This window comes from Candidatus Polarisedimenticolia bacterium, from assembly GCA_036004685.1.
In the GTDB taxonomy this organism is placed as follows: Bacteria; Acidobacteriota; Polarisedimenticolia; order Gp22-AA2; family AA152; genus DASYRE01.
The window spans coordinates 57,964-73,289 of the sequence record DASYRE010000046.1; the positions used below are offsets into that span (position 1 = coordinate 57,964).

Consider the following 15,326-nt stretch of genomic DNA (forward strand, 5'->3'; position numbering starts at 1 on the left):
GGCGGGTCTGCACCCAAAGCCACCTCGATGAGATCGTCTGGAAAGGACGCGCCTCCGTTCCCTAGGCACTTCCCGGCGTCCGTCCCGCGAAGCGCACTGGCATGCACTCTGCTTAGTCGACAGAGAGGACGCACGAGGGCGCGTAAAGCGATGGTGGTCGGGGCCGCGAGGCGAACCCGCCGCCATGGCGAAGGAAAGAAGATGAGCGATCCGGAAAGACTCCGCGGGCAAATCAGGCAGATCAGGTCCCTCATCTTTGCGGCCCGCCAGCGGATTGCCGGCCTGCGGCCCATCTGGGGCGCTTACCTGGCCGGGGAGACGATGAACGGCCTGGACGAAGCGCTGGACCAGCTGGAGAAAGAGATGGGGCTGGCGCCGAAGGCCGAGAAAGGCCTGAGGATGCCCCGTCACTGCTAGATCTTCTCTCCCGGGGTCGACGTGGAAGCCATCATGCTCGAGACGGCGAAGTAGCGTCTCCGCAAGCGCTTTCCAGTCAATGCCCGCCTCTGTTAATGTACACGCCCGGAATGCTTGTTCCGTCGCGTGGGATCCCTACGAAACCAGAAGCCGCCTCGGAGACGCTTTACAGAGCCTTGCAGCGCTCGATTGATGCGTAGGGACGGTCATGGATCCGCACTAGGAGTGAACGGAGGCAACTTCGCGGTCAGTTGCGGCAAGCTCGTTCTCAATGGGCGCAATCCCAAGGAGGAGATGAGGAAGCAATGACCCTCTCGACCAACAAGCGACTCCGCGTCACCGGCTTTCTGAGAGTTCTCGCCTGGAGCCCCTTGGGTCTCTCTGGGCTCGGGCTCGCGATCGTGTCGGGGATCCTTCTGCTCCTGTTCGCGTTTGCCGGACCGCTCGGAATCGAGACCGGACCCTATTTCGGAATCGTCGCCTGGATTCTGTTACCGGCCCTCTTCGTCCTCGGTTTGCTGTTGACGCCTATCGGTTACTTGCGCGCCCGCCGGCGGCTGTCGGAAGGCGACGCCGTGCAGAAACTTGCGTTGCCGATCCTGGATTTCAACAATCCGCGTCTTCGTCGGAACCTCCTCCTCTTCGTTGGACTCAGCTTCGCCAACTTGCTGATTCTTGGCATGGCGTCGTATCAAGGCGTGCACACCATGGAGTCCAACGCCTTCTGCGGCTTGACCTGCCATAGAGTCATGGAACCGGAGTACACCGCTTTCCAGTTCTCGCCGCATGCGAGCGTGAAATGCGTGGATTGTCACGTCGGACCCGGCGCCACCGGTTTCGCGCGTGCGAAGCTCTCCGGAGTGCGGCAGCTCTTCTCCGTGGTCCGAGGAAGCTATGCTCGTCCCATTCCAGCGCCCGTCGAGAACCTTCGTCCGGCGCGCGAGACCTGTGAGGCCTGCCACTGGCCGGCCGAGGATCATGGAGATCGCCTCCGGATCCGGGAGCGCTACAACGATGACGAAAAATCATCCAGGCGTACGACGGTGCTGCTTCTCCACGTCGGCGGCGCCATCAAGGGAGGAGGCGAAGGACACGGAATCCATTGGCACATGAATCTCGCGAACGAGATCACCTATCTCCCTGTCGATAGGGAGAGGACCAAGATTCCGTGGGTGAGGCTCAAGGACGCTGCGGGGAGGATCACCGAGTTCTCGGTCGCCGATTCAGGCTTGTCGAAGGAAGAGATTGCCAGGGCACCCAAGCGAACAATGGACTGTATCGACTGCCATAATCGCCCGGCCCACCGCTTCAGCCTGCCCGAAGAGGCCGTGGACGAAGCAATCCGTGAGCGTGGGCTGGATCGGAACCTTCCTTACTTGAGACGCGAGATGATATCGGCGCTGAAGGCGTCCTATATCGACAAGTCAGCGGCACAGCGTGGAATCGCCGAGTCTCTCGCGAAATTCTATCGGGAGAGTTATCCGGAAGTCTCCGCCAGCTCCCAAGCAGCGATCGGTAAAGCCGCCGCGGCGGCGCAGGTCATCTACGAGCGAAACGTTTTCCCCGGAATGAGGGTGGGATGGGCCGTCCATCCGGATCACCTCGGCCACGAACACGCTCCGGGTTGCTTCCGATGCCACGATGGTGAGCACAAGAGTTCTGACGGCAGGGAGATCAGCCAGGACTGCGGGACGTGTCATACCCTGTTGGCGGTCGAGGAGGAGGAGCCGCCGATTCTGAAAACGCTCGCAGGGCAGTAGCATCGCCTGTCCCGGGCTTTGAAGAGTTCAGAAGGCCTCGGCAGGACTTACTTGCCAGCCGGCTTCTGGGGATTCGGATGCGCAATCTTCGCGCTGGCGGTCGCGAAGTCGAATCCCTTGTGCGTCGGATTTTCAGGGTTGTGGCAGTGCTTGCAAGTCTCCTCGGACGGCACAACCAATCCCGCCGCTGCCGCCTGCGCATGATCCTTCATGACGGCCATGGAATAGTAGTCTCCGCCGGCGCCGTGGCAGGACTCGCATCCGACACCTTCCTCCGCCTTGTACTTGTCGGTCAGCATCTGGGCCGGGGCCCCGTAGCCGGTCACGTGGCACTTGAGACATTCGGGAGCTTTCTGCGGATCGGCGATCCCCTTGGCTGCCCCCACTTTCTTCGCTTCTTCGGTGCCGAGTGTGGCGAAGGCCTGAGCGTGCTTCGACTGGGCCCACTTGCTGTACTGCGCTCCCTTCGCCGGCGAGTTGTGGCACAGCTTGCATTTCTCTGAGCCCACGAACTTGTGCGCCGCGCCGGCTGCCCCCGCTTCGCTCAAACACAACCCAAGCGCCGCGAAGGCCGCAAGACTCGTCAGGGTCAACGCGCCGAACCGCTTCATCGGTCCTCCGTGAGTTTTGACTGTTCGTATTCGTTGTTGTCCCCAGACAACTCCTCTATACAATCTCTTTCCTCCAGGCGCAACCAGACGCGTGCCCTTCGAAGCAGCCCTGACGATGCGGAACCATTCTGCTCGCTCTGCCGGGGCGCTCGGAGGGTAACGTTTGGCAACCTGGAGAGCGCGTGCGTGGGACCTCGGAGGCACAAGCCGACGGATCCCGCGCAGCAACCGCCTTTCAGGCCGCGGACTGCGGCTTCCTGTCCGGATGCGCTTCGGCCGCGATCTGCCTCTCCGCCTCGAGCCAATCCTCAAACTCGTGCCCGGGCTCGCCCCCCCTCCTCTCGTAGAGTTCGTAGGCCTTGCGGGCGATCATCTCGTGACGCATCCCTTCGTCCTGAAAAGAGGGCCTTTGGCGCGAGGCGCCTTTCACGACGCCTGGCTTCGATTTGTTTCGCATGACTCTCTCCTCGAGTTCCGTGCGGCCTCTGGGCGGGCCGCCTTTATCCGAAGCTTGGAGTCCCAGTCACTCCAAGTCCCTCCCCGCGCCGCCAGCACCGACAAGCGGCCTTGCGTTTCCGGAGGGAAATTTTTCAGGAAGTCCCTCGAGAGGTTGAGCAGCGCCGCGCGGCGATAGGCTTATAAAAGAAAACTCCCGACGGGGCATGGTCAAGTCGCTGGCGCTGGTGCCTGTCGCTCCGATCACGACGCAAATCGGAGCCGCGAAGCCGCCAGGACTGTTCGCGTGAAGGAGATCATAATTCACGAGGGTGCCTCCCGGCGAATTGACCAGCACGATTTCTCCGTTCAGGGGTCGACGCGAGGGGGCAGGGAGGGACGGGCGAGCGCGGCGGAGAGATCGCGCGAGGTTTCGGGACGCCGGGAGTAGCGGAGCCTGCGCTCCACGCGTCTCTGGAAGCGCATGGCGAAGGCTTTCGAGAGCGCGCGCAGGCGAAGCTCCTTCCACCAGTACTTTCGCGGATTGTCCATGAGGTGGCGGCACTCCTCCGGCAGCAGGACCAGGCTCACGTGCACGTTCGGCGCGACGCCGATGGGAAGATCCTTCTCCATGCAGGCCTCGTAGAGGCGGCGGAAGAGCGGCACGAGCTCCTCCGTCTTCGGGGGAGCGAAATCCTCCATGTCGGTGCCGGTGAGGGGACGGAAGACGCAGACGGTCGGGATAGCGCCGACCGAGGCGATCCAGTCAATGGCGGCGATCGAGGAGGCGGGGGGCTCCAGCCCGGCGATGATCTCGCCGTTGGAGACCCAGGGCTCCCAGCCGGCCCGCGACAGGCGGGCGCAATACTCGACCGCCCCGAGATAACGCGAAAGCCCGTATTCCCGCGCCTTGCCCGGGCAGAACTTCTTGAAGATCTCCTCGTCGAAGATCTCGAAGCAGAAGGAGGCGCGGTTGACTCCCAGGTCGCGCAGGTAGTCGTAGCGTTTCAAGTCGTGATGCGGAGGGGTCTGTACTCCCGCCAGGAGTCCCGTCTCCTCCTTCACCCGCCGCAGGAACGGCTCGAGGATGTCCAGGTAAGTGTCGCCTTCGTAGTGCCCCGTGTTGAAATCGACGTAGGTGATCTCCGACTCCTCGCGCGCCGCGCGTACCACCTCCATCACCTCGTCCACCGATTTCTCGGTGTCGTCGTCGACTCCGAGGTTCAATCCCACCGAGCAGAATCTGCAGTTGACCTTCGGTTTCTCGGTCCAATACTCGCAGACCTTGGCCTGGTAGATGCCGAGGTAAGTGCCCTGCAGAGTCCCAATCCGGGTCATCGGCTTGCCGCTCGACGTCGAGCGCTCGTACCAGGCGGGCCGCGGCGCGAGGCGCACCGGGATCCCTTCCTCGCTCCGGGACGAAGGAATGAAAGAGGCGCTGGCGACGGAGGAGCGCTCGCGGTGGCGGCGGAGAACGTACCGCCCCTGCTCGCGGTAGAGCACGTAGGGAGACGCGGCCGCGAATTTCTCGGTGACCGGGACGTTGGTCCACAACCCGCCGGGAAGGATCAGCTCGAGGCCCGAGCCCAGGCCCGCCCGGGTCCGGAGGATTTGGCGGCCTCCGTCCTCCACGACGTAGCACGAGTCGTCGAGACGCATGCCGCGGCAGTAGAGGTCGAGTTTCAGGAGGGCCGGGTTGCGCCGGATGTCCGTTTCCAAAGCGGCTTCCTCGAAAACTTGAGGTAATTCCGCGAGCCGACCGGCTGCCTTGCCGGAATGGCAGGGTGCCGATTTCCTTTTGGAGGTGATTGTGCAACCCTTGTGCCGCGCCATAAGACCCGCCGACCTTCCGGAGAGACTCCCTGGGGCGATCTTGAGGAAGGCAGCCTCCGCCGCTGGTGGACATGGATTAACCTTCTGATTAACATGAAGTTCCCCATGCCCCGGCGGGGCCGATTCGGCCCTTTGCCGGTGGCCGGACCCCCGGCGCCTCTTCATTATTTAAGGGGCCGCGGCGCCTGGGGCCGTGCCTGGCGAAAATAATTCGCGCCGCTGGAACGGGCCGGCTTGGCGGCGCAGGGTGATGGCATGAGGTATGGCGTGAAGTATGCACAAGCAGCAAAAGGTCAGTATTCGCCAACCGATGACGCCCATCATAAGAAGAACATGGCCACCAAATCGCAAATCATGAATCGTGTCGTCCTGGGGCTGGTCGTAGCAGGGATCAGCGCGGGGCTCGTCCTGCAGATCATGGGAAACCGGGACGCGGCGGGCGTGGTGTGGGCGGCCACGACGATGGCGGCGCTGGTCCCCCTGACTCTCTCCGTCGTGAGAGACCTGCTCTCCTGGAAAGCCGGCGTCGACGTCATCGCCCTCTTGGCCATGGGAGGATCCCTGGCTCTCGGGGAATACCTGGCCGGGGCCGTCATCGCCCTGATGCTGTCGGGCGGGCAGGCGCTCGAGCAGTTCGCCGCGGCGCGGGCGCGACGCGAGCTCAAGGCCCTCATGGACCGGAGTCCGCGCAAGGTCCACCGTTTCGAGGAAGCCGGCCTGGCGGAGCGCAGCATCGAGGAGGTGCTTCCCGGCGATCTTCTCCTGGTCCGCGCGGGGGAGATCGTGCCGGTGGACGGACGAGTCGAAGGCTCGGCGGCAATCCTGGACGAATCGGCCCTCACCGGCGAGGCTCTTCCGGTGGAGCGCCCGCCCGGCGACGCGGTGCGCAGCGGCACGCTGAACGCCGCCGGCTCTCCCTTCGAGCTGCGCGCCGCCGCGACCGCTCAAAAGAGCACGTATGCGGCCATCGTGCGCCTAGTGGAGCAGGCCCAGTCCTCGAAGGCTCCGTTGATTCGCATGGCGGACCGATACGCCCTTTTCTTCCTTCCGGCCAGCCTCGCCCTGGCGGCGCTCGCCTGGAGCATCTCCGGAGAGCCGGTGCGCGCCCTGGCCGTCCTGGTGGTCGCCACTCCATGCCCTTTGATCCTGGCCGCGCCGGTGGCGTTCGTCTCCGGCATCTCGCGGGCCGCCCGCCGCGGCATCATCGTGAAAGGAGCCGGGGCGCTGGAGGCGCTCGCCCGCGGCGAAATCCTGATTCTCGACAAGACCGGCACGGTCACCGGTGGCGCCCCGGTGCTCACCGACGTGATCTCGTTCGGGGAGGAGAGCCAGGCCGAGATCCTGCGGCTCGCGGCGTCGCTGGAGCAGGCCTCGATGCACATGCTGGCGGAGCCGATCCTGCGGGAGGCCCGGGAAAGGAAGCTCTCCCTGAGTCCTCCGATGGAGGCCCTGGAACAGCTGGGCGAGGGGATCCGCGGCCTCGTCGATCGGCGGGAAGTCGCCCTGGGGAAGTCGGGCTGGATCCTGCAGGGCCTTCCGGCGCCCGCGGCGCTGCGTCGCGTCCGCCGCCGGGCCATGCTCGAAGGAGCGTCCAGCGTGCTCGTCTCGGTGGACGGCAAGCCGGCGGGCGCCCTCATCCTGGAGGATCTGATCCGCCCGGACGCGCCGCGGACGCTGCGCAATCTCCGGCGCATCGGATTCCGGAAGATCTGGCTGCTCACCGGCGATCATCTGGAGGTTTCCGAGCTGGTCGGCGCGGCGCTGGGGGTCGACCGCGTCCTGGCGGACCGCACCCCGGCGGAAAAGACGGAAGGGGTCCTCTCGGCGAAGTCGGAGGGAATCACGGTCATGGTGGGCGACGGGATCAACGATGCTCCGGCGCTGGCCGCCGCCCACGTCGGCGTCGCCATGGGCGCCCGGGGCGCCACGGCGTCCTCCGAGGCCGCCGACATCGTTCTGATGACCGACCGCCTGGATCGTCTGGAAGAGGGGGTGGGGATCGCGAGGCGCTCGGGCCATCTGGCGCTTCAGAGCATCCTGGCGGGGATGGGCCTCTCGCTTCTGGCCATGGGGTTCGCGGCGGCCGGCCGGATCCCTCCGGTGGTGGGAGCCCTTCTTCAGGAGGCGATCGACGCCGCGGTCATCCTGAACGCGCTGCGGGCCCTGAGCGGCCGCCTCTCCCTAAGGGGAGACAAAAGGGGCTCGGAAGTCGCCGCCCGCTTCAGAGCCGAGCACCGCACGCTCCTGCCGGAAGTGCGGCGAATCCGGGAGGTCGCCGATCGGCTCGATTCCATGAACCCGGCGGCAATCCGCTCCGAGCTGGTCCGGGTCCACGATTTTCTGTCGAACGAGTTGCTGCCGCACGAGATCGCCGAGGACGCCACCGCCTACCCGGTCGTCGCCCGGATCATCGGCGGGACCGATCCGACCGCCACCATGAGCCGGGCCCACCTGGAAATCGGCCATCGCATCCGCATGCTCGGCAGTCTCCTCGCTGACATTCCCGCCGAGGGACCGACTGGCGAAGAAGTGGGTGATTTTCGAAGGATTCTCTACGGGCTGGACGCCATCCTCCGGCTGCATTTCGCCCAGGAGGAGGAGACCTACCTTCCCCTGCTCGATGGAAAGGCAGCGCCTTTGCTTCAGGTTCACTCGTCGGGCCGGCCGCGCCCTGATCCCGGGGGCGAGAGCGGTTCGCCGGCGCCCGCCGATTTCTAGGGATCGAGCCGCGCCTCCCGGCGGCACCGCGACCCGGCGCGGAGGGCGCTTCCCGAGCCGCGGGACCGAAGGCGCCAGAGGGAACGAGCCTGCAAAAGGAACGCCCTCCAGGGGATGGCCCTGGAGGGCGCTGCGGGGAAAAGCCGGAGTCTGCTGACGCGGCCGTCTACTGCTTCGCCGCCTAATGCGGACGAGGGAATTCGGGATCCGCATGGCGCTGGGCCTTTGCGGCGCGGCACTCGGAGGGGTTGCCTCGTGGTTCCTGTCACGAACGCTCTACGGCCTGGTCTTCGGGGTCGGCACGCACGATCCCACGACCTTCCTCGGGATCGCCGCGGTCCTCCTGGCGGTCTGCTGGCTGGCCTGTCTGCTCCCCGCGCGGCGGGCGACGCGCGTCGATCCGATGACCGCGTTGCGCGCCGAGTAGGTCGAGCGCCGGCCCGCGTCGCCCGGCCTGGCGGATCAGAAGGCGTCCGTAGCGGTTAGAAGAGAGAAGATGAAGACTTCCCGCTTCTCCCCATCCTTGCAGCGGAACTTCAATCCGGCGAAGAAGTCCAGATCCGAATAAGCGCGCGCGACCTGCTGCTCCAGCTCCGGAAGATCCTTCACGCCCCGCCATCGCGCATCGTAGCGCTCGGGATGTTCGAGGTCCTTCTTGGTGAACACCGCGTGCAGCACGTCCCCCTTCGAGATCCGGGCGGCATGCGCGTGCGAATTGGGAAGCACGCGGTTGACCAGCAGGCCGGGCTGGCTGCCGGTTCCGATCTCGACGCCGCCGTAGAGGCGCAACGCATCGATTCCCTTCAAGCGCGGCCGATCCAGGCGCGGGGCGAGGATGAGGTCCACCGTGAGCTTCTTGCCGTCCCGAACGACCTCCACCGGGCAGCGGTCTCCGGGCTTCGCCGACAGCAGGCGAAGCTGAACCGCAGCCAGGGAAGGGATCTCTTCCCCGCAGATGCGGAGCAGGCCGTCGCCCCGCCGCAGCCGGGTGAAGGCGGGCGTATCGGGGAAGACGTCCTCCACCACCCAGCGGACCTCGCCGGGGATTCCGAAGAGCTTGCGGCTGTCCGGATCCGCGGCCGCCGCGTGCGCCCCCATCCAGGCGCGGGGCGGTTGTCCGCCGCGTATCCACGCCAGCGAGCGTTCGACCCAATCGGCCGGGATGAAATAGCCGATTCCGGCGGCCGGTCCGAGCCAAAGCGAACGGCCCAGGGGAAAGGCGGTGGTCATGCCGAGAAGTCGGCCGGTCGCATCCACGGCCGGCCCTCCGGCGAATCCGCGCGGCAAAGAGGCGTCGCTTTGCAGGTAGTCTTCCACCGGATGAATCTCCATGCCGCTGCGATGGAGGCCGCTCACCACTCCCGGCGAGACGGTGATCGAAGGCGTCATTCCGGCAGCCGAGGAGAAACCGATGGCGGTCAGGGTCTCACCCTCCCGGGGCTGGTCCCGCCGTGCCGGAACCGGAGGAACTCCCGGGAGATCGGCCGCCAGCAAGCCGACGCCGATCAAGGGATCCACGGCGACGATGCGGGCGGCCGCCGTCCGGCCCGCGGCGTCGGCCAGCCGCACTTCCTTGGCGCCCACCAGCAGGCCGGCGTCGGTCACGAATTCCCCGGGCGCCACGGCGAATCCGCTGCCGAGCAGCGAATCGACCCGCACGGCCGAGCTCTGGGTGATCGCCTGCACGATGGAGCTCATCTCCCGATCGTGAATCGCCACCACCTGGACCACCGAAAGCCTGGCATCCGAGGCCGGTGCGGGCGGCGGCGCTCCCGCGGCCCCCGGCTCGAGCCGGGCGCCGCACTGCGTGCAGAACAGGGCCCCGGGGGGGACCGGCGCGCCACACTTCGGACACACCGCCTCGGCGACGACCAAGCCGGTCGCGACGCAAGCGAGCGCTGCGAGCAGGCAGGCTCGCAGGACGCGCCGGTGGGGTGAGGATCGATTCCGCATGGCTTTAGCCTGCCTTCCGGATCAATAGACCGGAGCCGTGAGCACGTCGGGAAACAGATTCAAATAGGAGCTGTCGACCTTGTCGCCGCTCTTCGCGTCGCGCATCTTCATCCAGATGCTGTAGGTAGACAATCTCGCCGGTCCCTCTTCGGAGCTCGTGTCGGCGAAGATGTGGCTGTTGTGCTCGCGCACAATCCTGTCGAAGGTCTCGCGGCGCCGCACTCCCTTCCCGTACACCTCCGTGATCAGGTCGCCGTCGAAGTAACCCCGCTTCTCCCCGCGGCCTCCGCGCATGAGATTGGCCAGACGGAGACCCTGCTGCGCAGTGGGACCGGCGAAGACCTCCACCAGGTTGGCCTGCAGGGTCTCTTCCATCTCGTCGGCGGGAGAGAGCATGATTCGCCGCGGGCGGTGAGCCGGCGTGATGGACAGCCGCAGCTCCTTGGCGGCCCGCGAGACGGTGATCGTCACGGGCGGACCCCCGGGCGAGGCGGTGAGGAGCCGGGCGCCCGCGCCCGCCAGGCTCGAGACCTTTTCGTCTCCGACGGCCGTGAGCACGTCCCCCGGAAGCAGCCCCGCCTTTTCCGCGGGGGTGCCGGGAACGAGGTACGCCACCACGGGCATCGTGCTTCCCTCCGGGAGCTGGAAGCGCGCGCGGCGCCGTTCGTCGGGAAGCGTCAGCCCGATCCCGAAGTACGGCCGATCGGGCTTCTTCTTCTGGGACAGGACCTCCACGAGCGCCGTCATATCGGCCACCGGCATGGCGTACACGATACCCGGATCGGGAGCGTGCAGGATCATGCCGGCGGCGTCTCCGTAAGGATCGAGGACCACTCCGCCGAGGCAGCCGTCCTCGATCGTGTGATCGGTGCGGAGAAGGTTCTCGAACGCGACCAGATGCGTTCCCTGCTGGCCGGTCGAGGAGACGCGTCCGCGATGGAACGACTCGGGAAGGTATTCGACCCGGCGGCCGGTCTGGGAGACCGGGAAGCAGATCGCCCAGGCCGTATCCAGCTCGCGAACCGATGCGGAGAGTTTCAAAGGAACCGCGTCGGGAACATCGGCCTTCACGACGCCGATTCCGGAAGGGAGATCGTAGCCCAGAATCTCTATCGGCCCCTGTCGATTGTTGTAGGTCCGCATGTCGCCCAGCTCGACCCACTCCAAGGCCCGGGCGCTGGTGACGAAGATGCCCGGCTTGAGGAAGGGGAAGGCCGTCGCGAAGAACTTGTTCTTTCCCGGGCGATAGGCGAACGCATAGCTCGAGCTGTACTTGAACAGATTCGGAGGAAGGATCTCGTCGAGACTCGGCGGCTCCTTCACCAGGATCAGTCCGATCACGGAAGCGCCGATCCTCTGAAGACGCGCGGCCGCGGCCGCTCCCGTCGGCACGCGCAGGTTCCAGCCGCAGGCCACGCAGTAGTGCCAATCGGGCTCGACCCGGTAACCGCAGCGCGGGCAGAATGCGGGGACCGCGGCGGGAGGAGGGCCCGACTGGGCCTCCAAGGCCGCGGCCGCCCCCCCCAGGAGGAGCAGGAGGACGGCGGTGGTCCAGCCGGCGCGCCGGCCCGGGACGGGACTCTTCACACGATGAGCGCCCATGTCTCCTCGAGCACCAGGGAATGCACGAGCGGTTCATTCGGACGCGCCCGATCCGTGCGCAGCCCGAACGCGACGCCGAGCCGTCCCGCCTCATACATCCGTTTCAGGGCCTCCCGGAGGTCGCTGACGGTGCGCACTTCCGTCGGATGAGAGGCACGGTAAACCTCGGGAGACAAGAGGGTCTCCGTCCAACCGGCGGCCGGAAGAACGCTTTCGACGCGGTCTCCATCCGCGAAGCCGTAGAACGAGGCCAGGCTGAACAGGTCGTTGGTCTGGATCACGACCTTCTTTTTCTTGGGATCGTCGATGAAGCGGGCGTGCAGATACCTCTCGAGATCCTGGACCGGGTCGATTCGGGGCCACGCCGGACGGGCCGTCGTGGTGACGTCGATCGGGATTTCCCGGCCGCCGCGGTCGAGAACGAGCTGGATCGCCGCCGCCGGTCCGACGCTCGAGATCGCTTCCTGCAGCACGTAGGAATCGGGGAGCGCGTGATTGTTGATTCCGAAGATCACGTCTCCAGGCTTGAATCCCGCGGTTTCGGCGGGGGTGCCGGCGAGGATCGATTCCACCACGACGCCGCCCGTCCGATGGAGGGAATACTTCTTGATCATCTCTGAATCGATCGGACGAACCTGGAGTCCCAGGAAACCGCGCGCGTAGGCGCCCTTCTGGCGCAGGCGATCGATGACCAGCTTGGCCATCCGCGAAGGAATCGAATAACCCTGTCCCTTCTCGCGGAAATACCCCATGTCGTTCACCCCCAGCACCGTGCCGCGGACGCTCACGAGCGGACCGCCGCTGTTGCCGGAGGTGAAGAACGCGTCGGAATGGAGGAAGTTCTCCACCTGGTTCAGGCCGACGTGGACGCGCACCATGCTGGCAACGGTTCCCCGGGTGAGTGAAAGCCCGATGTCGAGAGGAATTCCGAGAGCCCAGACCTCTTCGCCGAGCTGGACTTTCTCGGAATCGCCCCAGGCGACCGCGGGAAGGTCCGAGCCCTCCGCCCGGAGGAGAGCCAGGTCGCTCGCCACGTCGATGCCGATCAGCCGGCAAGGAAGATTCCGGCCGTCCTGGGCGTCCAGGCTCAGCTCCGCAGGCGCGCCGAACGGCGAAGCGACGTGGGCGTTGGTGACCACCCATCCGCCCTGCTCGACGGCGAAGCCCGAGCCGATCAGGCGCCTCTCATCCTTCATCTCGGCCATGTAGCCGTAGCCAAAGTCGTTCACCGCGGGGTAGCGGAAATCTGTCTTTGTCTTGACACGCACCCGGACGACCGATTTGGCCGCCTGTTGGATGGCAGATTGGATCTCCCCGGCCGACAGAGTCTCCGGAGCCCTGACGAAGCCTGGCTGGTAGCGCTCCGCCTCCAGCGTCGGCAGAGGCGTTCCGTCCTTCAGGCAGAACTTGCTTCCAGGCTGGTTCTCGGCGCCGCACACGGGGCAAAAGACGGCAGAAGAAGCGGTCGCGTCGGCAGGCGGAGCGGGGCCCTCGGCGGGGCGGGCGTGGGAGAGATTCATCAGCAGCACCAGGCAGGCGAGCAGGGGCCCGAGCCTGCCCGGGCGGGCCTGTTCCGTCACGCGGGATACGCCTCCAGGCGTCGGACGGTCATGGGGCTGGACGGACAACGTCGACTCCTTCGGCCGGGCGATACGAGAAGCGGGGGGATGCAGGGATTCTGCCCGCCGGGATGCCGCGTGTCAACCCGTCAAATCGCCCGCTCTCCAACTTCGCAGGGCGGGGCTGACCGCCTTCCAGCGCTCGGAGCTCAGCATCGACGTCGGATTCTCACGGCGACAGATCGGCGCGGATGCTGCGATGCAGATAGATGCGCGCTTTCTCCCACTTGCGTTGCACCGTGCGCTCCACCGCGCCTTGGAGCGCCGCGATCTCGGCGAAGGAAAAACCGCAGAAGAACTTGAGGTCGACGATTTCGGCCAGGGAGGGATCGGCCTTGCCCAGATCGTCGAGCGCGGCGCCGATGCGCGTCAGCTCGCCTTCGTCGATCGCCTGGCCGCCGGCGTCCGTCGGCAGGGAAGTGATCTCGACCCCCCCATTAGCCTCTCTGAAGGGTTCGATGGCGTCCCTTCTGAAAGTCGCGCAGAAATATCCCCCTCGAAGCGAGGACCTCCTTGCCGCCCACCACGATGAATCCTAGAATGAGGCGACCCGGGAGAGAAACGTGAGGGCGCGTCGGGCGGCGGGGACTGCGCGCCGCCCGCGGCGCCGGATTCCCGGAGCGGACGCCAAAGGCCATGGCCCTGCCGGAGAAGGGAAGGAGAGAGCGATGAGCGGAGTTCGAGTCCTGGTCGGCACTCGCAAAGGCGCGTTCGTTCTGACGTCCGACGGCAAGCGGGAGCGGTGGCGCGTCGACGGCCCGCACTTCGCAGGCTGGGAGATCTATCACGTCAAGGGGTCTCCCGCGGATCCGAGCCGGTTGTACGCCTCGCAGACCAGCGGCTGGTTCGGGCAGGTCCTGCAGCGCTCGAACGACGGCGGCAGGACCTGGGAGACGCCGGGAGGCGGGGTGACGATGTCGCCCGAGGGCATGCCTACCGGCGAAAGCAACCGGTTCGTCTACGACACGAGCCCCGGCACCGGCAAGCCCCTCACCACGCACCAGTGGTACGACGGCACGCAACACCCTTGGGAGTTCAAGCGGGTCTGGCACCTGGAGCCGTCGCTGGCCGATCCCGACGTCATCTACGCCGGCGTGGAAGACGCGGCGCTCTTCCGGTCGACCGACGGAGGGCGGAGCTGGAAGGAGCTTCCCGGCCTTCGGGGTCATGACTCTGGCTCCCGGTGGCAGCCCGGCGCCGGGGGCATGTGCCTGCATACGATCCTGCTCGATCCGAAGGATTCGAACAGAATCTTCGTGGCGATCTCCGCCGCGGGCGCCTTCCGGAGCGACGACGCCGGCAAGAGCTGGCGGCCGATCAACCGGGGATTGAAGTCCCAGTACATCCCCGATCCGGACGCCGAGGTGGGCCATTGCGTGCATCGCCTCGCGATGCACCCGGCGCGGCCGGAGGTGCTGTTCATGCAGAAGCACTGGGACGTGATGCGCAGCGACGACGCCGGAGATTCCTGGCGCGAGGTGAGCGGGAACCTGCCGACCGATTTCGGCTTTCCGATCGACGTCCATGCCCACGAGCCGGAGACCCTCTACGTCGTTCCGATCAAGAGCGACTCGGAGCACTTCCCGCCCGAGGGCAAGCTGCGGGTCTATCGCAGCCGGACGGGTGGCAACGAATGGGAGGCGCTCACCCAAGGGCTGCCACAGCGCGATTGCTACGTGAACGTCCTGCGGGACGCGATGGCCGTCGACCGGCTCGACCCCTGCGGCGTCTACTTCGGGACCACCGGAGGGCAGGTGTACGCCTCGGCCGATTCCGGCGACAGCTGGGTGCCGATCGTCCGCGACCTGCCGGCCGTCCTGTCGGTCGAAGTCCAGACGCTGCCATGATCCGCGTGGCGCTCCCGCCGCACCTGCGGACGCTGGCGCAGGTCAAAGGCGAAGTGACGCTCGACGTGTCGGGCCGGGTCACGCGGGCGTCCGTGCTCGACGCGCTCGAGATCCGCTATCCCATGCTGCGCGGGACGATCCGCGACCACGGCACCGGGCAGCGACGGCCGTTCCTGCGATTCTTTGCGTGCGAGCGGGACGTGACCCACCAACCGCCGGATGCCCCGCTCCCCGACGCGGTCGCGTCGGGGGAGGAGCCCTTTTTCGTCGTAGGAGCCATTGCCGGCGGCTAACCTCCACGTCGCACGCATGTCGATCGCAGGACCCCCCACTCGTCGTGTAGGTGGAGCCGGCGAGAAAGGCGGCTCCCAACCCGAACCATTGAGGAGCGACGGCCATGCGATTCATGATCCTGGTGAAAGCCAACGAACAGTCCGAGGCGGGCGTGCTCCCGGACGAGAAGATCCTCACCGAGATGGGGAAGTTCAACGAGCAGCTGGTGAAGGCCGGCGTGATGCTCGCGGCCGAGGG

At 66.3% G+C, this 15,326-nt stretch carries 14 protein-coding genes; 8 read left to right on the forward strand and 6 right to left on the reverse strand.

Going from position 1 to position 15,326, the window contains the following annotated elements:
* Positions 1–201: 201 nt before the first annotated feature.
* On the forward strand, positions 202–417 hold the full coding sequence (locus VGR67_12405) for a hypothetical protein (protein ID HEV8337211.1): 216 nt from the start codon (positions 202–204) through the stop codon (positions 415–417).
* Positions 418–722: 305 nt separating this feature from the next.
* Positions 723–2,177, forward strand: a complete 1,455-nt coding sequence (locus VGR67_12410) for a NapC/NirT family cytochrome c (GenBank protein HEV8337212.1) — start codon at positions 723–725, stop codon at positions 2,175–2,177.
* 47 nt (positions 2,178–2,224) lie between these two features.
* Here the strand turns inward: VGR67_12410 and VGR67_12415 are convergent, their stop codons facing one another.
* The 3 genes from VGR67_12415 to VGR67_12425 all read right to left on the reverse strand — a co-directional run bounded on the left by VGR67_12415 (position 2,225) and on the right by VGR67_12425 (position 4,942).
* Positions 2,225–2,788 carry a multiheme c-type cytochrome gene (locus tag VGR67_12415; protein ID HEV8337213.1) on the reverse strand — a complete coding sequence of 188 codons (564 nt, stop codon included), beginning with the start codon at positions 2,786–2,788 and terminating at the stop codon, positions 2,225–2,227.
* 235 nt (positions 2,789–3,023) lie between these two features.
* Positions 3,024–3,245 carry a DUF2934 domain-containing protein gene (locus VGR67_12420; GenBank protein ID HEV8337214.1) on the reverse strand — a complete coding sequence of 74 codons (222 nt, stop codon included), beginning with the start codon at positions 3,243–3,245 and terminating at the stop codon, positions 3,024–3,026.
* A gap of 347 nt (positions 3,246–3,592) precedes the next feature.
* Positions 3,593–4,942: a radical SAM protein gene (locus VGR67_12425; GenBank protein ID HEV8337215.1), complete on the reverse strand. Its 1,350-nt coding sequence runs from the start codon at positions 4,940–4,942 to the stop codon at positions 3,593–3,595.
* Positions 4,943–5,389: 447 nt separating this feature from the next.
* Here VGR67_12425 and VGR67_12430 point away from each other — a divergent pair, with 447 nt between their 5' ends.
* Positions 5,390–7,774, forward strand: coding sequence for a heavy metal translocating P-type ATPase (locus tag VGR67_12430; protein HEV8337216.1), 2,385 nt, complete (start codon positions 5,390–5,392; stop codon positions 7,772–7,774).
* Positions 7,775–7,985: 211 nt separating this feature from the next.
* The gene (locus tag VGR67_12435) at positions 7,986–8,201 is read left to right on the forward strand and encodes an FtsX-like permease family protein (protein HEV8337217.1); all 216 of its coding nucleotides are present in this window, start codon (positions 7,986–7,988) and stop codon (positions 8,199–8,201) included.
* A gap of 35 nt (positions 8,202–8,236) precedes the next feature.
* Here the strand turns inward: VGR67_12435 and VGR67_12440 are convergent, their stop codons facing one another.
* The 3 genes from VGR67_12440 to VGR67_12450 are packed head-to-tail and all read right to left on the reverse strand — an operon-like array spanning position 8,237 to position 12,909.
* Entirely contained in the window at positions 8,237–9,727 is a 1,491-nt protein-coding gene (locus VGR67_12440) for a trypsin-like peptidase domain-containing protein (protein ID HEV8337218.1), read from the reverse strand.
* A 21-nt stretch (positions 9,728–9,748) separates the two neighbouring features.
* A complete protein-coding gene (locus VGR67_12445) occupies positions 9,749–11,329 on the reverse strand; it encodes a PDZ domain-containing protein (GenBank protein HEV8337219.1) in 1,581 nt (526 codons plus the stop codon).
* Positions 11,311–12,909, reverse strand: a complete 1,599-nt coding sequence (locus tag VGR67_12450) for a trypsin-like peptidase domain-containing protein (protein HEV8337220.1) — start codon at positions 12,907–12,909, stop codon at positions 11,311–11,313. Before VGR67_12450 ends, VGR67_12445 begins: the two co-directional genes overlap by 19 nt.
* 238 nt (positions 12,910–13,147) lie before the next feature.
* Here VGR67_12450 and VGR67_12455 point away from each other — a divergent pair, with 238 nt between their 5' ends.
* The 4 genes from VGR67_12455 to VGR67_12470 all read left to right on the forward strand — a co-directional run.
* Positions 13,148–13,480 (forward strand): hypothetical protein, encoded by a 333-nt coding sequence (locus tag VGR67_12455; protein ID HEV8337221.1) that lies wholly within the window; start codon positions 13,148–13,150, stop codon positions 13,478–13,480.
* Between the two features lie 136 nt (positions 13,481–13,616).
* Positions 13,617–14,795: an exo-alpha-sialidase gene (locus VGR67_12460; GenBank protein ID HEV8337222.1), complete on the forward strand. Its 1,179-nt coding sequence runs from the start codon at positions 13,617–13,619 to the stop codon at positions 14,793–14,795.
* Entirely contained in the window at positions 14,792–15,088 is a 297-nt protein-coding gene (locus VGR67_12465) for a MoaD/ThiS family protein (GenBank protein HEV8337223.1), read from the forward strand. Before VGR67_12460 ends, VGR67_12465 begins: the two co-directional genes overlap by 4 nt.
* Before the next feature lie 104 nt (positions 15,089–15,192).
* Positions 15,193–15,326 (forward strand): YciI family protein (locus tag VGR67_12470; GenBank protein ID HEV8337224.1); only part of this gene is annotated, 134 nt, incomplete at its 3' end.